We start from the raw sequence: 19005 nt of genomic DNA on the forward strand, positions 1-19005 counted from the left end.
GCTCCCCTTTCCCTTGATAACTGCAAAAGTGCAGGTAATTTGAGAGTTTTTTGCTATTAAGCTAACTTTGATGCAAAAGTACAGGTAATTTCGGTGATCTGAGCCATTTTGGTCATTCTAGTGAATTTACCTGCAGAAATGCAGGTATTGATTGAGACTGCATGGAGGATGCTGATTTTGATGTACTTTTAGCAGCTGAGCTGAGTAGGCTCCACTTACCCCGACCTGCAACTGGCAGCATGTGTGGAACAACTGTGCTCGGACGAGTGCAGCGTTCTGGCATATAAAAAAAGCCCTCCTTTTCAAAAAGGTAGGGCTTCTTTCATTTTTGATTATATGCGGATGTCGAGATTGCTTCCCAAATGCGGCGCCGCCGATGCGGTAACCAACTGCTGGGATTTCGCAAAATCCTGTACGAGCGTACTAGCTGAAGCTGATTGCATATCGCTCACTTTGCTAAGCAGTTGAATGCCAACCGCCTGCTTCAAAGCGTCTCCGCCGCTAATTGCGTTAAAGACACTGCTGCTGATATTCATAAGCGCTCCTCCTCTCATCGTTCGGTAGCTGGCGAGCATTCGGCCCTAGCCGATTAGCCCCTGTAGCTTTGCGTCTGCCGCTTTCGCGTCATTTGCCGATTCACAGATGTTAGGCTGTACCTAGCACACTTCCAGTATAGGTTTCACTTGCGCAATTCGTCAATCTTCGATTCGATTCTACACGCCAAACGCTGCAGGATTCTCTCTCCAAGAACGCAGCAATGCCATATCTTCCTCTTTGATTGCACCCTTCTCCAGCGCCACTTCAAGCAGCGAAGCGTAATTGGAGAGCGTGTGAAGAGGCATGTCCGCCGCTTGGAACGCATCCGTCGCCTTGTCCAATTGATAGGAGAAAATCGCCAACACGCCCAGCGCAACAGCTCCCGCTTCTTTGACAGCGATGGCCGCTTTCAAAGAGCTGCCTCCTGTGGAGATCAGATCCTCGATGACGATGACCTTTTGCCCTGGTTTCACAGAACCTTCAATCAGATTCTCTTTGCCATGGCCTTTGGCTTTATCCCGAATATAGATCATCGGGAGACCCAGTTTCTGTGCAACCCATGCCGCATGGGGGATGCCAGCTGTTGCTGTGCCGGCTACGACCTCGGCGTCCGGAAATTTCTCTTGAATCAAGCTGACGAAACCGTCAGCGATTGCTTCGCGGATTGCCGGATGTGACATTGTCAGACGGTTGTCGCAATAGATCGGGGATTTCAAGCCCGATGTCCATGTAAAAGGCTGCTGCGGTCTAAGCGCTACCGCACCGATTTCTAATAGAGAAGCAGCAACGTGCTTCGCAATCGTTTCAAGCTGTTGACTCATGTTCTTCCACCGTTCCTTCCGTTGTTAGGTGCTACAGAATGGAATCGATAATCGATTCCATCGCAGCCCTTGGATCCGCCGCGCCTGTGATCGGTCTGCCGATCACGACGTAATCCGTTCCCTGCGCGAAAGCCTCGGCCGGCGTCATGATGCGCGACTGGTCGCCCACATCCGCTCCCGCTGGGCGGATGCCCGGCGTCACGGTGACGAATCCGTCGCCGCACGCCGCCTTAATCGCGGTCACCTCCAATGGTGACGCGACGACGCCCTGCAGCCCTGCGGCATGCGCCAAGCGGGCATAGCGAATGACGGCTTGCTCAACCGTCCCGGTCAAGCCGATTTCTTCATTCAGCACCGCTTGCGAGGTGCTGGTCAACTGCGTCACGCCGATGACGATCGGACGTGCAGCGCCTGCGGCCAACCCCTTGTCGACACCTTCCAAGGCGGCTTCCATCATGTCCTTGCCTCCGGCAGCATGAACATTGAACACATCAACCCCTAGGCGCGTTACGCTTTCCGCGCCGCCTTTGACTGTGTTCGGGATATCATGCATCTTGACGTCAAGGAACACCTTATACCCGCGATCCTTCAAGCTCGCGACGAAGCCGGGACCTGCAGCATAGAACAGCTGCATGCCCACCTTCACGTAGCAAGGAATCCCTTCGAGCTGCTTTAGCAGCCCTTCGGCACTTGCGGCATTCGCGTAATCGAGCGCGACCATAATGCGTCCGGCAACATCCATACGTGTAATTACTGACAAGTCCGCCACCTCTTTCTTAGACATGAACCGGCATTGCGCGTGAAGAGAAATTGATAGCTTCAAGCATATTGACGAGTGCTCTTACCGTATCCAGGGAAGTCATACAAACCACGCCGTTCTCAACCGCTTCACGGCGAATACGGAAACCGTCGCGCTCAGGCGTTTTGCCTTTGGTCAGCGTATTTACGACGAACTGCGCATCCCCGCTACGAATCAGATCCAAGATATTAGGTGAGCCTTCGCTCAGCTTGTTCACTGTTGTTACCGGAAGACCGGCTTCTTGAATCGCCGTTGCCGTTCCGCCCGTAGCGATGATTTTGTAGCCAAGACGGTAGAAGCCTTTCAAAATTTCAATAGCTTCATCTTTGTCTTTGTCAGCGACTGTGACAACGACTGAACCGGCGGATGGAATTTTCATGCCCGCACCGATTAAGCCTTTGTATAGAGCCTTAGCAAAGTTTGTATCGCGGCCCATAACCTCACCTGTCGACTTCATCTCAGGTCCGAGCGTTGTGTCTACACGGCGAAGCTTCGCAAAGGAGAAGACAGGCACTTTAACCGAAACATAGCTATCTTCCGGCCATAGTCCGCTTTTGTACCCCATGTCAGCAAGCTTTTGCCCCATAATAACGCGAGTTGCCACGTTAGCCATCGGGATGTTCGTTACTTTGCTTAAGAATGGCACCGTTCTGGAAGAACGCGGGTTAACCTCGATGACATACACTTGTTCATTGTGGATAACGAACTGGATGTTCACCAAGCCGACTACGTTCAGTTCAAGACCGATTTTTGTTGTAATCTCAATAATTTGCGCTTTAATCGCATCAGAGAGCGATTGCGGCGGATACACGGCGATGGAATCGCCGGAGTGAACCCCTGCGCGCTCAACGTGCTCCATAATCCCAGGGATTAGGACGGTTTCTCTATCGCAAATCGCGTCAACCTCTACCTCTTTACCGAGCATGTAGCGGTCGATTAGAACTGGATGCTCTGGGTTGATTTTCACCGCATATTCCATGTAGCTTAGCAATTCTTCATCGGAGTAGACGATTTCCATCGCACGTCCGCCCAAGACATAGGAAGGTCGAACGATGACCGGATAACCGAACTTCGCTGCTGTCCCAACCGCATCATTGACCGATGTTACAGTGCCACCAGGAGGCTGTGCGATGGAAAGCTTGCTTAGCAAAGCTTCGAATTTTTTACGATCTTCAGCGGTATCGATGCTTTCCAGATCGGAGCCCAGAATGCGAACTCCTGCTTTGTGCAGAGGAGCAGCCAGATTGATCGCTGTTTGTCCGCCGAACTGTACGATAACCCCGATTGGGTTTTCGCGTTCGATTACGTTCATGACATCTTCGAAGAACAATGGCTCGAAGTACAAGCGGTCGGATGTATTGAAGTCAGTGGAAACTGTCTCCGGGTTGTTGTTGATAATAACGGCCTCGTAACCGGCAGCTTGAATCGCCCATACCGCGTGAACGGTGGAGTAGTCGAACTCGATCCCTTGACCGATACGGATTGGACCGGAGCCAAGGACGACGACTTTCTCTTTGGTTGTTTCCGTTACTTCATCTTCTTGTTCATAAGTTGAATAGTAGTATGGCGTTGAAGCTTCGAACTCCGCTGCGCAAGTATCAACCATTTTGTAGACCGGTTTAATGTTCTGCTTCAAGCGATACGTTCTTACTTCAGCTTCGTTAATGAATGTCGAGCAGCCTGCAAGCGTACGAATTTCAGCAACTGCGCGGTCTGTAAAGCCTTTGCGCTTAATTTCGAAAAGCAGTTCAGCTGTCAGTTCATTCGCTGCGATTTCTTGCTCGAACTTGATCAGGCCTTCCAGCTTGTTCAAGAACCACCAGTCAATTTTCGTCAAATTTTGCAATTGTTCTACGGTATAGCCTCTGCGGTAAGCTTCCGCTAGTAAGAACAAGCGCTCATCGTCAGGCTTTTGCAGGCGGAATTCCAATGTTTCCGTATCCAGAAGGTCCGTTTCTTTCAGGAACAAACGATGTACACCGATTTCCAGCGAGCGTACAGCCTTATGAATGGACTCTTCGAACGTACGGCCAATGGCCATCACTTCACCGGTCGCTTTCATTTGTGTCCCCAACTTGCGGTTAGCTGCCGTAAATTTATCGAACGGCCAGCGCGGAATTTTGGACACGATATAGTCAAGCGCAGGCTCAAAGCATGCATAAGTTTGACCCGTTACCGGATTGACAAGCTCATCTAGTGTATAGCCGATCGCGATTTTAGCCGCCATTTTGGCAATCGGATAGCCCGTCGCTTTGGAAGCAAGCGCTGAAGAGCGGCTTACGCGCGGGTTAACTTCAATGACATAATATTGGAAGCTGTGCGGATCAAGCGCATATTGTACGTTACAACCGCCTTCGATGTTCAAAGCGCGGATGATTTTCAGCGAAGCGGAGCGAAGCATTTGATATTCGCGGTCCGACAGCGTTTGGCTTGGCGCTACAACGATACTGTCTCCCGTATGTACGCCTACCGGATCAAAGTTCTCCATGTTACAAACGACGATACAGTTGTCGTTCGCGTCGCGCATAACCTCATACTCGACTTCTTTCATGCCCGCAATACTGCGTTCAACGAGACATTGGCCGATTGGACTATAACGAATTCCGGAAGCTACGATATCCGTCAGCTCTTCCATTGTGTTGCAAATACCGCCGCCTGTACCACCCAATGTGTAGGCAGGGCGAATAATGATCGGGAAGCCGATTTCATTAGCAAAATCGACCGCTTGAGCTACCGTTGTTACGATAACGCTATCCGGTACCGGCTGCTCCAGTTCTCTCATCAAGTCTCTGAAAAGGTCGCGGTCTTCCGCTTTCTCAATCGCAGTAAGCTGAGTTCCCAAAAGCTTCACGTTCTCGCTCTCCAGAACACCGGCGCGAGCCAGTTCTACCGCCATGTTAAGACCCGTTTGACCGCCCAGTGTCGGAAGCAAACCGTCCGGACGCTCTTGACGAATGATTTGTGTTACGAATTCAAGCGTAATCGGTTCGATATATACTTTATCCGCCATGTTCGTATCCGTCATGATCGTAGCCGGGTTGGAGTTGATCAGGATAACTTCCATGCCTTCTTCTTTCAATGCTTGGCAAGCTTGCGTTCCTGCGTAGTCGAATTCAGCGGCCTGACCGATAACGATCGGGCCGGAACCGATCACGAGGATTTTTTTGAGTGTATTATTTTTTGGCATATTGCAGTTCCTCCTTACTTACAGATGACGATGCCGTAGACGCTTTCCACTGAGCAAGCATTTGCGCTTGGCGCGGCTGCTCCGGATTATCGCGTTTGTGCTGACGAATTAGCGAGATAAAATCATCGAACAGATAGCTGGAGTCAAAAGGTCCAGGCGCTGCTTCCGGGTGGTATTGAACCGAGAACGCAGGGTATTTCTTATGTTTCAAGCCTTCGATTGTACGGTCGTTATTATTAATGTGCGTCACTTCAAGATCAGTTCCTGCGACGGACTCTTCTTTAACCGTGTAGCCATGGTTTTGCGATGTAATGTAGCAGCGGCCGGAAGCCAGATCTTTAACCGGGTGGTTGCCGCCGCGGTGGCCGAACTTCAGTTTATCCGTGTCCGCACCGCAAGCGAGTGCAAACAGCTGATGGCCCAAGCAAATGCCGAAGAGCGGGATATCGCCAAGCAGGCCTTTGATCATTTCAACAGCGTGAGGAACGTCTTTCGGATCCCCAGGGCCGTTGGACAGCAGGACGCCGTCCGGTGCAAGGCGGCGAATTTGTTCCGCAGTCGCATCTTGAGGCACAACGACAACGTCGCAGTCGCGTTTGCTCAGATCGCGGATGATTCCGCTTTTTGCCCCGAAGTCAACGAGCACGATACGCTCTTTGTGACCAGGCGCGCCGAAAACACTTTTCGTGGAGACGCGGGCAACTTGATCCGTCATGAGGGAAGTTCCTCTCAAGATTTCAGTCAACTCTGCAACGGATTTATTGGATGTGGTCAGCAAGCTTTTCATAACGCCATGATGGCGGATTTTACGAGTCAGCATGCGCGTATCGATGCCGCTGATGCCTACGATGCCATATTCCTTGAGCAGGCTGCCAAGCGTGTATTGCGCTCTCCAGTTGCTTGGGACTTCTTCATGCTCACGAACGACAAAGCCATGAATGAATGGGCGTACGGATTCAAAATCATCACGAATCACACCGTAGTTCCCCACTAGTGGATAAGTCATCGTCACGATTTGACCACAGTAGGAAGGGTCCGAAAGAACCTCTTGATACCCTGTAATCCCCGTGTTGAATACAACTTCGCCGACGGACTCTCCTTCACTACCGAACGATTTTCCTGTAAAAAGCGTGCCGTCTTCCAGCAACAATCTTGCCTGCATGTATGTTCAGCTCCTTCACTATTGTCAGGCGATTCTCACGAACCGCGGATGTCCTGCTTGCATCTTTATGAATGTCTCGCATAGACTTGCATAAAAAATTATCATTTTGTATAAATATACACGAAATTAACCTTCCCGTACAGATCGTTCTTGTCGTTTTTATGAATAAACGATTTTACCGGAGGCGATCGTGACGACCGGCCAGCCCTTCAGCTTCCATCCGATAAACGGTGTGTTTTTGCTGCGTGAAACGATCTCTTCTTTTATAACCTCGCGTTCGGTTTCCAGATCTACGATCGTAATGTCCGCTACGCTTCCAACATTCAAAGTTCCGTATGGAAGTCCGAATACTTCAGCAGGTTTTTTCGTCATTCGATCGACCAGGAAGCCCAGCGTCCATTGGCCTGTCAGAACAAATTTTGTATACAGCAGGTTGAACGCTGTTTCGAAGCCAAGTATACCGAACGGCGCAAGCATCATGCCTTTCGCTTTCTCCTCTTCCGAATGCGGAGCATGGTCCGTTACGATGATGTCGATCGTCCCGTCTTCCAGACCTTCGATGACAGCCTGCACATCGCGCGGCGTACGCAGCGGCGGGTTCATCTTCCAGTTAGCGTCAAGCCCCGGAATGTCTTCATCCGACAGCACCAAGTGATGCGGGCATACCTCTGCGGTCACTTTAATTCCGAACTGCTTCGCGTGACGAATCAGGCGAACCGATTGCTCTGTGGATACGTGGCACACGTGATAGTGTACACCGGTCGCTTCAGCCAGCAGCACATCGCGCCCTACATGAATCGCCTCGGATTCGTTCGGGATGCCTTTGAGGCCGTGCTTCTTCGCGAAGGAGCCTTCGCTGACCGGCGCTCCGACAACAAGCGTATCATCCTCGCAGTGAGCGATGATCGGCATCCCGATAGATGCGGCCAGCGCCATGGCATCCTTCATCATTTGCGCGCTTTGCACGCCTACGCCGTCATCCGTGTAGCCGATAACACCCGCTTCTTTCAGCGCTGCAAAGTCAGTCAATTCGCGGCCAAGCTCGTTCTTCGTAATCGTGCCGTAAGGAAGGACACGAATGACGCCTTCTGCAGCTGCTTTATCCAATATGTACTTCACCGTATCTACGGTGTCGATAACCGGTCTTGTATTCGGCATGCAGGCAATCGTTGTAAAACCGCCTCTTGCCGCGGAACGCGTGCCCGTCGCAATATTTTCTTTATGTTCAAAGCCAGGCTCTCTCAAGTGAACATGCATGTCGATAAAGCCTGGCGCTACCAGCTTGCCTGCCGCATCGATCACTTCATGACCTTCCGTTTGCGGAGCTGAGCCGCCTTCAACGTCCAGAACCTGGGCAATTTTATCATTTTCAACAAAAATGTGTTTCTTCGCTTGTACATTATTTGCGTCAACTGTAAGTCCGTTTAGAATCCAAATGCCCATTGTGGTGAAATCCCCCTGTTTTATGATAAAGCTCGTTCAATGACGGCCATGCGAATCGGAACGCCGTGAGCAATTTGCGTGAAGATTTTCGATTTTTCATGTTCGACCAGCGCATCGTCCAGTTCCACGTTACGGTTGACCGGAGCAGGATGCATGATGATCGCGTGAGGCGCCAAGCGGCTTGCGCGTTCTAGCGTTAGACCGTACTGTTCGCGGTACTCTTCGGCCGAGCGAAGCAGTCCTGTGTTGTGGCGTTCCAGCTGTACGCGCAGCATCATTACGACATCTGCTTTCAGCGCTTCCTCGAAGGATACATACGGCGCGAACTCAGCGAGCTCCGGAGCCTGCATGCTGGCCGGCGCGCAGAACTGCACTTTGGCGCCAAGTTCGAGCAAGCCCCACAGGTTGGAGCGCGCTACGCGGCTGTGCAGGATGTCGCCGACGATGGAGACCGTCAGCCCTTTGATTGCGCCGAACTGCTTGCGCATCGTGTAGAAGTCGAGCAGCGCTTGCGTCGGATGCTCATTGTTGCCGTCACCCGCGTTGATGAGCGGGATTTGGATGTTCTCGGCGAGCTCTTGCAGCACGCCATTGGGCTTCAAGCGGATGACGCCTGCGTCGATGCCCATAGACTCTAGCGTGCGGACCGTGTCGTAGATCGACTCGCCTTTCTGTACGCTTGACTCCGCAGCAGAGAAATTAAGCACTTCTGCACCTAGACGCTTTTGCGCCATTTCGAAGGAAAACCGGGTTCTTGTACTATTTTCAAAAAATAAGTTGGAAACGAATTTGCCTTGGAATTGATTCGTCACTTTCGCAGGATACTGCTCCCAATGTGCCGCCCGATCTAGGATGCTCATGATCTCTCCTGAGCTAACCCCTTTCAATCCCAGAAAATGCTTTGTTTGTGCACTCACTATGCTCACTCCTGTTTCCCCCTCTGTTGAAGTATGATGACGCCGTCTTTCTCGTCGATTTCCGTTAGCAGCACTTCAATGCTTTCACTTTTGGAGGTGGGCACGTTCTTTCCTACATAATCAGGGCGAATCGGCAGCTCGCGATGCCCTCTGTCCACAAGCACGGCCAATTGAATCATTTGCGGCCTGCCTAAGTCGATTAAGGCGTCCATCGCTGCCCGCACGGTCCGTCCCGTAAAAAGGACATCATCGAAAAGGATGATTTTGCGGTCTTGAATTTGGATGCGGCCGCCTTCTTGGACGTTTTCGACGGACTTCACTTTGACCCGGTCGTCACGATAGGAGGTGATATCAATCTCGCCGACAGGAACCGGAATCCCTTCAATTTCTAAAATCCGTTCAGCGACTCGCTTCGCTAAATAAATGCCTCGGGTCCGAATCCCAATTAGGGTGCAATTTTCTACACCTTTATTCTTTTCAAGTATCTCATGCGCAATCCGTGTAAGAGCACGACGAATTCCCATTTCGTCTATAATCGTGTGTTCAGCTGCATCGTTCATTTGAATCGCCTCCTAAGTAGGAAAACTGGCATCGTAAGCATTGGTTGAGTTTGGCCGAGTTGAGATATGCCAAAAAACTCCTTGCCCAATTTGGCAAGGAGTTAGCGTGCATAAAGATACAGAGCGGGGCATAAGGATGCGCACATCCCCAAGCTTGTTCATAAACCGAATCCGCGACTCAGTCTATCCCGTCTTTTCTCATCGACTACCTTGCCAGCCTCTCTGGACTGTTTTTAAAGGTACATATGTAATTAAAAGAATTATGCCACTTTCGACAAGACATGTCAATATGCATAACGTTGAATTTTTGAGCAGAGGATTTCCTATGTGTTATAATTTACATATTAAATAGGATTCCGCTTTGTTACGAAACTCTAAGGAGGAAAACATGTTCAAACTGTTCAAGCTTTTGAAACCGTACAGAATTTCAGTTGCTGCTATCATTACGTTAATGCTTCTGCAGTCGCTGGCCCAATTATATCTCCCCACTTTGCTCGCGGACATCGTCGATGTCGGGGTCTTAAAAGGAGATGTTGCATACATTCTCCGTTTTGGGGTTTATATGCTTTTAGTAGCTATGGGCGCTATGGGCTGTGTCATCATCGCAAGCTACTTGCTGGCTCGGACGGCTACTGGATTCGGAAGAGATTTACGCGGCAAGCTTTTCAGCCATGTCGAAAGCTTTTCATTGCATGAATTTGACAAGCTCGGCACCTCCTCTCTGATTACAAGAACGACGAACGACATCGCGCAAGTCCAGCAGGTAATCGTCATGATGCGGATGTTCATCGGCGCGCCGACGATGCTGATTGGCGGTGTGATTATGGCCACCTACAAAGATGCTCATCTGGCGATTGTCCTGATCTCCGTTATCCCGATTCTTGCGTTGGCGATCATTGGCATCATGCTCAAAGGGCTTCCGCTTTTTAAATTGCTGCAAGTCAAAATCGACGGCATAAACCTCGTGCTTCGCGAGCATTTAACCGGCATTCGGGTCATTCGCGCTTTTAACCGTTCCGGACATGAAAAACAGAAGTTTGAGAAAGCGAACCTCGATTACACCCAAACAGCCATCAAAGTAAACACCATCATGGCGACCATGATGCCGGTGATGATGCTGGTCTTTAACCTGGGCATTGTCGTCATCCTTTGGTATGGCGGAGTGCGGATTGACGATAACCAAATGCAGATTGGCGATTTGATGGCTTTCATCCAATATGCGATGCAAATTATGTTCTCGATGTTCATGATGACGATGATCTTCATGATGATACCTAGAGCATCCGCATCTTCCGTGCGTATTCATGAAGTTTTGTCCATGAACTCTACGATCCATGATGCCAATGAGGCGAAAAGCCTTTCTTCGAATCAAGCTGCGATCGAATTTAAGAATGTGACTTTCAGCTATCCTGGCGCAGAACAGCCGGCGATTCGTGATATTTCCTTCCGGGCCGAGCCCGGTGAGGTAACTGCCATTATCGGAGGTACAGGTTCCGGTAAAACGACACTGATTAATTTGCTTTTACGCTTTTACGATATAAACGGAGGCAGCATTACCGTTGGCGGCCTTCCCTTGCCTGCACTGAAGCTGGAAAGCCTCCGGCAGCATATCGGTTACGTGCCTCAAAAGGCAGCGTTATTTTCCGGAACCGTTGCCGATAACATCCGTTTCGGACATGAGACGGCGACGGACGAGGAGATCCGCCAGGCGGCTGCGACTGCGCAAGCGGCAGATTTCATTGCCGAGCTGAAAGACGGATATGAATCGATTCTCGCCCAAGGCGGAACGAATTTATCAGGCGGTCAGAAACAGCGGCTCGCCATTGCAAGGGCGCTCGCCCGCAAACCGGAAATCTATGTGTTCGACGACAGCTTCTCCGCGCTTGACTTCAAAACCGATGCTAAGCTGAGAGCAGCGCTTAAAGTGGAGACGGTACAAGCAACGAAGATCATCGTAGCCCAGCGTGTCAGCACCATTATGGACGCTAACCGGATCATCGTTTTGGAAGATGGGCGTATTGCAGGTATCGGCACGCATGCCGAGCTGATGAGCACCTGCAGCGTATATCAAGAAATTGTGGCTTCCCAGCTGTCAGAGGAGGAAATTGCATGAGTGAACAATCGAAAAAGCAGCCCCCTTCTTCCTCACAAGGAGTAAATTCGGCTCATTTTGGCCGTGGAGGCATGGGGGCAATGGGCAGGCCGGTTCAAAAAGCGAAAGATTTCAAAGGGACATTGCGCCGCCTTTTCAGCTATATGAAACCGTTCCGGGTATCCATCTTTTTTGTTATTGGGGCTGCTATCCTGAGTACGGTATTCAGCATCATTAGTCCCAAACTGATGGGGAACGCAACGACAAAGCTGTATGAAGGCTCCATGGCCAAACTGAAAGGTGTGGCCGGCGCCAAAATCGATTTCGATGCGCTCCTTCAGATCGTTTTGATCCTCGCTGCGCTTTATGTATTCAGTGCTGTATTAACCTTTATCCAGCAAAGGATCATGGTTGGCGTCACTCAGAAAATCGTGTTTAATCTTCGTAAAGATATCAGCGAAAAGCTGACCCGGGTCCCTCTTTCCTTTTTTGACACACGCAGCCACGGGGATACGATGAGTCGCGCCACGAACGACGTGGATACGATCTCGTCCACCATGCAGCAGAGCTTGACGCAGTTGATCACCTCGGTCGTAACACTGCTGGGGATCATCATCATGATGCTTACGATTAGCCCTTTGCTCACATTAGCCACCATCATTACTTTGCCTTTAAGTATTTGGGGAACGAAGATCATTGCTTCACGGTCTCAAAAGTATTTCAAAGGACAACAACAAACGCTTGGCGAGCTAAACGGCCACGTCGAAGAGATGTATACCGGGCATACCATTGTTAAAGCTTTCGGACGCGAAAACAAATCGATCGAGAAATTCAATGAAATTAATAACGGGTTATATCACTCCGGCTGGAAGGCGCAATTCATTTCCGGGATGATTTTTCCCCTCATGTCGTTTATCGGCAATATCGGTTATGTGCTTGTCAGCGTTATCGGGGGGATCATGGTTACGAATGGCTCGATCAAAATCGGTGATATTCTGGCGTTCATTCAATACTCCGGACAATTTGGAATGCCGATCACACAGGTTGCCAACATCGCGAACATTATTCAGTCCACAATCGCAGCCGCCGAACGAATCTTCGAGCTTTTGGATGAGCCTGAGGAAGTGTTGGAAGAGGCAGCCGGCAAAGCTTTATCCAATGTGCGCGGGATTGTGCAATTTAAGGACGTCGCTTTCTCCTACAAAGCGGATACGCCGCTTATCGATCATATGAATATTGAGGTAAAACCGGGACAAACGGTAGCCATTGTCGGACCGACCGGAGCGGGCAAAACGACGATTGTCAACCTGCTGATGCGCTTCTATGAATTGCAAAGCGGGACGATTTCCATCGATGGCGTAGATTCACGCAAAATGTCTCGCAGCGATCTTCGCGGACTTTTCGGGATGGTCCTTCAAGACACTTGGCTGTTCAACGGGACAATTCGCGATAATATTGCTTACGGCCGAGAGGGCGCGTCCGATGAAGATATTGTGAATGCAGCGCGGGCGGCTTACGCGGATCATTTCATTCGAACGCTGCCGGACGGTTACGAAACAGTGCTCAATGAAGAAGCCTCCAATCTCTCTCATGGACAAAAGCAGCTGCTGACTATTGCCCGGGCAATTCTCGCGGATCCTGCGATCCTGATTCTCGATGAGGCGACCAGCTCCGTAGATACACGGACGGAAGTTTCCATTCAGAGAGCGATGAACAATCTGATGGAGAATCGCACGAGCTTTGTCATTGCGCACCGTCTTTCTACCATTCGAGATGCCGATCTCATTCTTGTAATGAATCATGGTACTGTGATTGAGCAAGGAACTCACGAACAGCTCCTCTCGCAGCAAGGCTTCTATGCCGACCTTTACAACAGCCAATTCGCCTCAAATGCCGTTTCATAATCAGGGGACTGCGTACCGAGTTCATCGGGCTCCTTACGCAGTCCTTTTCACCTCGTCCCCTATCTGCTAATATAGGAGAGTCAATTTAATTTTGAAGGAGATGTCACCATGAGCGAAATGAATACGCTAGAAATCATTCAGTTTATTAAAGAAAGCAAGAAAAAAACACCTGTGAAAGTATATGTAAAAGGAAACCTTGACGGCATTAACTTCGGAGAAGGCAGCCAATCCTTCATTTCCGGCGGCAGCGGCGTCGTATTTGGCGAGTGGAGCGAAATCTCCCCTGTGCTGGAAGCTAACAAAGAGCAAATCGCTGATTATGTGGTTGAATCAGACCGCCGCAACTCCGCGATCCCTATGCTTGACCTGAAAGGCATCAACGCTCGTATCGAGCCAGGTGCGGTTATTCGCGATAAAGTACATATCGGTGACAACGCCGTTATTATGATGGGCGCACTTATCAACATCGGCGCATCCGTAGGCGACGGCACGATGATCGACATGAACGCGGTTCTTGGCGGCAGAGCGCAAGTCGGCAAAATGTGTCACATCGGAGCCGGAGCTGTTGTTGCCGGCGTAATCGAGCCTCCTTCCGCACAACCATGCGTAATCGAGGATGATGTGCTTGTAGGCGCGAACGCAGTTATCTTGGAAGGCGTGCGCATCGGTAAAGGTTCCGTTGTTGCCGCTGGTGCAATCGTTACTCAAGACGTAGAAGAATATACCGTTGTTGCAGGTGCTCCTGCGCGCGTAATCAAAAAAGTTGACGACAAAACAAAATCCAAAACAGAAATCTTACAAGATCTTCGTACCCTGTAAGATCATCTGGAGGGAACGCTATGCTTAGCCCTTTCACCCTTCTGCGCCGTGAGCTGCACCAAATCCCGGAGCCGGGCTTTCAGGAATTCAAGACGCAGCAGCTGCTTCTGGACCACCTTGCCAAGCTGCCGCAGGATCGGATGACCATCCGTACATGGCGTACAGGCATTCTGGTTTATTTGAAAGGAACGAATCCAACCAAACGCTTCGGTTACCGGGCGGACATGGACGGGCTGCCGATCACGGAGGAAACTTCTCTACCGTTTCCTTCGCAGCACCCCGGTTACATGCATGCCTGCGGACATGATTTGCACATGTCCATCGGAATGGGCGTTGTTGCCCATTTCGCTCAGCAACCGATGCGGGATGATCTGGTTGTCTTGTTTCAGCCAGCGGAGGAAGGCCCCGGCGGCGCCTTGCCAATGCTTGCAGCGGAAGAGCTGCAGGATTGGAAGCCAGATCAGATGGTGGCCCTCCATATTGCTCCCGAATACCCGGTGGGTACGATTGCCACGCGGCCTGAAATCCTGTTCGCCAATACCTCTGAGCTGTTTATCGACCTCTTAGGCAAAGGCGGACATGCGGCCTATCCGCATCAAGCGAACGATATGATCATCGCGGCGACACAAATGGTTGGCCAACTGCAGACGATCGTTTCCCGCAATGTGAATCCGCTGGATTCGGCTGTGGTTACCATCGGCAAAATGGAAGCTGGCACGAAGCAGAACATCATTGCCGAGAAAGGCCGCTTGGAAGGCACGATTCGCACCCTTTCCGCCGATTCGATGAACAAGATCAAGAAGCGGATCGAGGCGGTCGCAGCCGGTATCGAAAGTTCCTTTGAATGCAAAGTCACGATCGATTACGGTTCCAATTACCGCCAAGTGTTTAATGATCCTGCCCTTACGTTGGAATTTATGACGTGGCTGCGCACAAACGATCAGGTTCAGCTTGTGGAATGCACGGAAGCTATGACCGGTGAAGATTTCGGCTACTTTCTGGAGCAAATTCCCGGCTTCATGTTCTGGTTAGGGGTAGACACCCCGCACGGCCTGCACAACGCCAAGCTCGACCCGGACGAGCGCGCCATTGACGTGGCGATAGACACAATAACCGCATATTTTAGATATAAAGCCCAGTAAGTAATGCAAAAAAACCTCCAAGCCCTTGTGAAATGGGCTTTGGAGGTTTTTTGTGCGCAAGTTACAATTTGCTGATAAAACGTTCCAAACGGTTTAGCGACTCTTCCAATACTTCCTGCGAATAAGCGTAAGAAATACGGATAAAGCCTTCCCCATAGGAAGTAAAAGCATCCCCTGGCACAACGGCGACATGTTCTTCTTGAAGCAGTCTCATCGCGAATTCCTGGGAAGATAGTCCGAATTTAGTAATGGAAGGGAACAAATAGAACGCCCCGTCCGGTTTATCCAACTCAAACCCCATTGCCAGCAATCTATCATAGACATAGTCTCTGCGTGCTTCATATTCTTTCCGCATCGGCAGCGCATCGTCAATGCCGGCCGTCAAAGCTTCCAGCGCCGCATACTGGCTTACTGAGCTGGCGCAGGTGACATTGTATTGGTGCACCTTAACCATATGCTCCGTAATATTGGCTGGCGCCAGTGTAAAGCCTATCCGCCATCCTGTCATCGCATGGGATTTGGACAACCCGTTAATGACAATCGTTTTTTCCCGCAGCTTGCCGATGGTCGCAATGGATTGATGCGATTCCCCATATACAAGCTCGCTGTATATTTCATCGGATAAAACAAACAATTCCCGGTCTTCCAGCAGTTGTGCCAAATCGCTCAGTTCTTGCTTGCTCAGCACTTGCCCCGTTGGATTGGACGGATAGCACAAAATCACGCAGCGCGTTTGATCGGTCAAGTAAGGCGCAAGCAGCTCGGCTGTTAATTTCAAACCATTCTCTCTCGTATCTACATACACGGGAACGCCGCCGGCTAAGCGAATCAATGGCTCATACCCCGGATAAATCGGAGCTGGCAGGATGACTTCCGCACCAGGTGTAAGGATCGTTCGAAGTGCAATATCGACAGCTTGGCTGGCCCCCGCTGTCACGATAATCTCATCTGCCGCGCGGTAGGTTTGACCGTACTTCACGTTTACGAAATGCGACACCGCTTCTCTTAACTCCAATAAGCCCGGATTTTGCGTATACACGGTTTTATTTTGATCCAGCGCCTTTTGTCCCGCTTCAATGATATGGCGCGGCGTCGGAAAGTCCGGCTGTCCGATCGTTAATGTCAGCGCCCCTGGAATCGTGCTGACCAGATTGGATATTTTGCGAATACCTGAAATTTGAATCTCTTTCACTTGTGGATTAATTAAATGGTCCAAGTGATTCACTCCTCTCCCCAACAGATGAACCCTAGGATTTTCGTATGGTTTGCAGCAGGTGCTCCATATCGGATGGAATCGGCGCTTCAAACTGCAGCCATTCCCCTGTCCTTGGATGCTCAAAACCAAGAATGGCGGCATGCAGCGCTTGTCCGTCCATTAACATGCCTTTGCTTTTGCCGTACATCGGATCGCCGACTAAAGGATGTCCGATAAATTTCATGTGTACCCGGATCTGATGCGTTCTACCCGTTTCCAGCTTAAGCTCCACAAGCGTGAAATCGCCGAATCGCTCCAATACAACAAAGTGGGTCACCGCGTGTTTACTGTTCTTCTCCGTTACGGTATACATCTTGCGATCATGGGAATCGCGCCCGATCGGCGCATCGATGGTCCCCTGATCATGCTGCAGATTCCCATGGACTAACGCGATATATTTGCGGTTGACCGTATGAGCCTTCAACTGCTCGGCCAAACTGGCATGGGCTTTGTCATTCTTCGCCGACATGATTAAACCCGATGTATCCTTATCGATACGATGCACAATGCCGGGACGCAGTTCTCCATTGATTCCCGACAGATCTTTGCAATGATGCATCAATGCATTGACTAGCGTGCCTGAATAATGCCCAGGCGCAGGATGAACAACTAGACCACGCTGCTTATTGATCACAATGACATCCCCATCCTCGTAGACCACGTTCAGCGGTATGTCTTCAGCAACAAGCTCAACGCCCTGCGGGTCGGGGATTTGGAGCGTTATGATGTCCTGCTCGGACAGCTTATAGTTCGGTTTGATCGTTTTCTCATTGACTTTAACGTGCCCGTCTTTGACCCATTGCTGCACCAAGGTTCGGGACACATCTTCTTCCAATGCTTCCGTAATGAATTTATCGATTCTTTCATTGGCATACTGTTTGTCTACTGTCCATTCCACAACATCATTGGATGCGATCTCAGACGAGGTCTGATTTATGTTCATGTGCCGCTCCCTTTTTCTCTTTTCTCCAAACAAGAATCGAATCTAAGAAAATGAGGATAACCCCGATTACGATAGCGGAATCAGCAATATTGAATATCGGATAAATGTAGTAAATGTCCTTACCAAAAAAGCTGAAATCAAAAGTAACCTGCAGGAAATCCACAACTTCACCAAATAGTGCACGGTCAACAAAGTTGCCGATCGCTCCCCCAAGCAGCAAACTTAGCGCACAAGTTAACAACGTCTTTCGCTCGCGAATCGTCCGGCGCATATACCAAATGATTCCGATCAAAACAAATGTCGTAATCACGATGAAAAACCATCTTTGGTTTTGCAAAATGCCGAAAGCCGCCCCTTTGTTACGATGGGAGGTAATCATGAAGAACTCGCCTAGCACAGAACGTTCTTCGCCGATCGGAATCCTCTTGACAATGAACCATTTGGACACTTGATCCAAAATAAACACAACAAGCGCATAGAAATAATATTTCATGATCTTTTCCTCCTAAGAGTTTTGCTTTAGCAAAACTTACCTCGTACGCATTAACTTTTATCGAAAGCATGAAAGGTCCCTTATTTTCAAGGATTTACCTCACTAAAAACTACTGTCGCTCGGCATTATAACGGTAGGATCAGCTGTAAGAAGGGAGCTGTACGACCTATGAGCCATTTAACCGAGGAACAATCCAAACAATTATATCTGCAATTATTGGAGGAAAAGCTTGGTCTCGAAAAACATTTTGCCACGAATGATCATTTCGGCTTGTCCAACTCTTTCAGAGACGGTACAGGCGAGCTCTCGATGTACGATAATCATCCTGGCGATGTGGCTACAGAAATTTACGAACGCGAGAAAGATATATCGCTTAATGAACATGCCGAATTTCATTTGCAGCAGGTTGATGAAGCCTTAGCTCATATGGAAAAAGGGGATTATGGCCATTGTGTCTTTTGCAAAAGCCCGATTTCTTTTGAGCGTTTGCAGGCCATTCCAACCACGCTCTACTGTCTAGAGCACGTCCCTGATCCTGAACGATCTATCCGAAGACCCGTCGAAGAACAAATTCTGTTTCCGCCTTTTGGCCGGACAAGCTTTGACGAACGCAGCGACGAAACCGAATTTGACGGTGAAGACGCTTGGCAAATCGTCGAGAGCTGGGGGACATCCAACACGCCCGCCTTTGCGGAAGATCCTAACGTTGAGAACTACAATGAAATGTACATTGAAGCTGACGAGAATGAGGGCTACGTGGAATCTTTCGAAAGCTTCGTAGCCACGGATCTATACGGTGAACATGTTACCATCGTGCGCAGCAAAGCTTACCGGAATTACATGCACAGCAATGAAGGCGATCCGTTTCTTGAACCGGAACAACGTTCCCTCGATGACGAGCCGCTCTAAAAAACAGGACAAACGAGCTTCG

Annotated in this window: 16 protein-coding genes and 1 riboswitch; of the genes, 5 read left to right on the plus strand and 11 right to left on the minus strand. The window is 49.9% G+C overall.

Annotated elements, in window-relative coordinates:
• Positions 1–332: 332 nt before the first annotated feature.
• From GC097_RS25990 to pyrR, 8 genes are all read right to left on the minus strand, one after another.
• Complete coding sequence (locus GC097_RS25990) at positions 333–536, minus strand: putative motility protein (RefSeq protein WP_171686175.1); 204 nt, start codon at positions 534–536, stop codon at positions 333–335.
• 20 nt (positions 537–556) lie between these two features.
• A riboswitch (cyclic di-GMP riboswitch) is annotated at positions 557–643 on the minus strand.
• Positions 644–713: 70 nt separating this feature from the next.
• Positions 714–1358 (minus strand): orotate phosphoribosyltransferase, encoded by a 645-nt coding sequence (gene pyrE / locus GC097_RS25995; protein ID WP_216625886.1) that lies wholly within the window; start codon positions 1356–1358, stop codon positions 714–716.
• Positions 1359–1389: 31 nt separating this feature from the next.
• The gene (gene pyrF, locus GC097_RS26000) at positions 1390–2142 is read right to left on the minus strand and encodes an orotidine-5'-phosphate decarboxylase (protein ID WP_246294448.1); all 753 of its coding nucleotides are present in this window, start codon (positions 2140–2142) and stop codon (positions 1390–1392) included.
• Positions 2135–5344, minus strand: a complete 3210-nt coding sequence (carB, locus tag GC097_RS26005) for a carbamoyl-phosphate synthase large subunit (RefSeq protein ID WP_171686176.1) — start codon at positions 5342–5344, stop codon at positions 2135–2137. Before carB ends, pyrF begins: the two co-directional genes overlap by 8 nt.
• The gene (gene carA / locus GC097_RS26010) at positions 5331–6506 is read right to left on the minus strand and encodes a glutamine-hydrolyzing carbamoyl-phosphate synthase small subunit (RefSeq protein ID WP_171686177.1); all 1176 of its coding nucleotides are present in this window, start codon (positions 6504–6506) and stop codon (positions 5331–5333) included. The genes carB and carA overlap by 14 nt, the downstream gene beginning before the upstream one ends.
• A 159-nt stretch (positions 6507–6665) precedes the next feature.
• Entirely contained in the window at positions 6666–7949 is a 1284-nt protein-coding gene (gene pyrC, locus GC097_RS26015) for a dihydroorotase (protein WP_171686178.1), read from the minus strand.
• Positions 7950–7969: 20 nt separating this feature from the next.
• On the minus strand, positions 7970–8875 hold the full coding sequence (locus tag GC097_RS26020; RefSeq protein ID WP_171686179.1) for an aspartate carbamoyltransferase catalytic subunit: 906 nt from the start codon (positions 8873–8875) through the stop codon (positions 7970–7972).
• A complete protein-coding gene (pyrR, locus tag GC097_RS26025) occupies positions 8872–9426 on the minus strand; it encodes a bifunctional pyr operon transcriptional regulator/uracil phosphoribosyltransferase PyrR (RefSeq protein WP_171686180.1) in 555 nt (184 codons plus the stop codon). The genes GC097_RS26020 and pyrR overlap by 4 nt, the downstream gene beginning before the upstream one ends.
• Positions 9427–9814: 388 nt before the next feature.
• Between pyrR and GC097_RS26030 the strand changes: the two genes are divergently transcribed.
• The 4 genes from GC097_RS26030 to GC097_RS26045 all read left to right on the plus strand — a co-directional run bounded on the left by GC097_RS26030 (position 9815) and on the right by GC097_RS26045 (position 15383).
• Positions 9815–11539, plus strand: coding sequence for an ABC transporter ATP-binding protein (locus GC097_RS26030; protein WP_171686181.1), 1725 nt, complete (start codon positions 9815–9817; stop codon positions 11537–11539).
• The gene (locus GC097_RS26035; protein ID WP_171686182.1) at positions 11536–13422 is read left to right on the plus strand and encodes an ABC transporter ATP-binding protein; all 1887 of its coding nucleotides are present in this window, start codon (positions 11536–11538) and stop codon (positions 13420–13422) included. The genes GC097_RS26030 and GC097_RS26035 overlap by 4 nt, the downstream gene beginning before the upstream one ends.
• 108 nt (positions 13423–13530) lie before the next feature.
• Entirely contained in the window at positions 13531–14241 is a 711-nt protein-coding gene (gene dapD / locus GC097_RS26040) for a 2,3,4,5-tetrahydropyridine-2,6-dicarboxylate N-acetyltransferase (RefSeq protein WP_171686183.1), read from the plus strand.
• 20 nt (positions 14242–14261) lie between these two features.
• The gene (locus tag GC097_RS26045) at positions 14262–15383 is read left to right on the plus strand and encodes an N-acetyldiaminopimelate deacetylase (protein ID WP_171686184.1); all 1122 of its coding nucleotides are present in this window, start codon (positions 14262–14264) and stop codon (positions 15381–15383) included.
• Between the two features lie 61 nt (positions 15384–15444).
• Here the strand turns inward: GC097_RS26045 and GC097_RS26050 are convergent, their stop codons facing one another.
• The 3 genes from GC097_RS26050 to lspA are packed head-to-tail and all read right to left on the minus strand — an operon-like array spanning position 15445 to position 18074.
• The gene (locus GC097_RS26050) at positions 15445–16599 is read right to left on the minus strand and encodes an aminotransferase A (protein WP_171686185.1); all 1155 of its coding nucleotides are present in this window, start codon (positions 16597–16599) and stop codon (positions 15445–15447) included.
• A gap of 31 nt (positions 16600–16630) precedes the next feature.
• Positions 16631–17581 carry an RluA family pseudouridine synthase gene (locus tag GC097_RS26055; protein WP_171686186.1) on the minus strand — a complete coding sequence of 317 codons (951 nt, stop codon included), beginning with the start codon at positions 17579–17581 and terminating at the stop codon, positions 16631–16633.
• On the minus strand, positions 17556–18074 hold the full coding sequence (lspA, locus tag GC097_RS26060; protein WP_171686187.1) for a signal peptidase II: 519 nt from the start codon (positions 18072–18074) through the stop codon (positions 17556–17558). The genes GC097_RS26055 and lspA overlap by 26 nt, the downstream gene beginning before the upstream one ends.
• Before the next feature lie 168 nt (positions 18075–18242).
• On the opposite strand from lspA, the gene GC097_RS26065 reads away from it, so the two are divergent.
• Positions 18243–18983: a TraR/DksA C4-type zinc finger protein gene (locus GC097_RS26065; RefSeq protein ID WP_171686188.1), complete on the plus strand. Its 741-nt coding sequence runs from the start codon at positions 18243–18245 to the stop codon at positions 18981–18983.
• Positions 18984–19005 lie beyond the last annotated feature (22 nt).

The sequence above is a fragment of the Paenibacillus planticolens genome (assembly GCF_013141725.1).
In the GTDB taxonomy this organism is placed as follows: Bacteria; Bacillota; Bacilli; order Paenibacillales; family NBRC-103111; genus Paenibacillus_E; species Paenibacillus_E planticolens.

What these genes read in the sequence shown, in the direction of transcription:
- pyrE (WP_216625886.1), bottom strand. Translation starts at nt 1,358, where the DNA reads ATGAGTCAACAGCTTGAAACGATTGCGAAGCACGTTGCTGCTTCTCTA.
- pyrR (WP_171686180.1), bottom strand. Translation starts at nt 9,426, where the DNA reads ATGAACGATGCAGCTGAACACACGATTATAGACGAAATGGGAATTCGT.
- GC097_RS26065 (WP_171686188.1), top strand. Translation starts at nt 18,243, where the DNA reads ATGAGCCATTTAACCGAGGAACAATCCAAACAATTATATCTGCAATTA.
- carB (WP_171686176.1), bottom strand. Translation starts at nt 5,344, where the DNA reads ATGCCAAAAAATAATACACTCAAAAAAATCCTCGTGATCGGTTCCGGC.
- GC097_RS26045 (WP_171686184.1), top strand. Translation starts at nt 14,262, where the DNA reads ATGCTTAGCCCTTTCACCCTTCTGCGCCGTGAGCTGCACCAAATCCCG.
- GC097_RS26035 (WP_171686182.1), top strand. Translation starts at nt 11,536, where the DNA reads ATGAGTGAACAATCGAAAAAGCAGCCCCCTTCTTCCTCACAAGGAGTA.
- pyrF (WP_246294448.1), bottom strand. Translation starts at nt 2,142, where the DNA reads ATGTCTAAGAAAGAGGTGGCGGACTTGTCAGTAATTACACGTATGGAT.
- dapD (WP_171686183.1), top strand. Translation starts at nt 13,531, where the DNA reads ATGAGCGAAATGAATACGCTAGAAATCATTCAGTTTATTAAAGAAAGC.
- carA (WP_171686177.1), bottom strand. Translation starts at nt 6,506, where the DNA reads ATGCAGGCAAGATTGTTGCTGGAAGACGGCACGCTTTTTACAGGAAAA.
- lspA (WP_171686187.1), bottom strand. Translation starts at nt 18,074, where the DNA reads ATGAAATATTATTTCTATGCGCTTGTTGTGTTTATTTTGGATCAAGTG.
- GC097_RS26030 (WP_171686181.1), top strand. Translation starts at nt 9,815, where the DNA reads ATGTTCAAACTGTTCAAGCTTTTGAAACCGTACAGAATTTCAGTTGCT.
- GC097_RS25990 (WP_171686175.1), bottom strand. Translation starts at nt 536, where the DNA reads ATGAATATCAGCAGCAGTGTCTTTAACGCAATTAGCGGCGGAGACGCT.
- pyrC (WP_171686178.1), bottom strand. Translation starts at nt 7,949, where the DNA reads ATGGGCATTTGGATTCTAAACGGACTTACAGTTGACGCAAATAATGTA.
- GC097_RS26055 (WP_171686186.1), bottom strand. Translation starts at nt 17,581, where the DNA reads ATGAACATAAATCAGACCTCGTCTGAGATCGCATCCAATGATGTTGTG.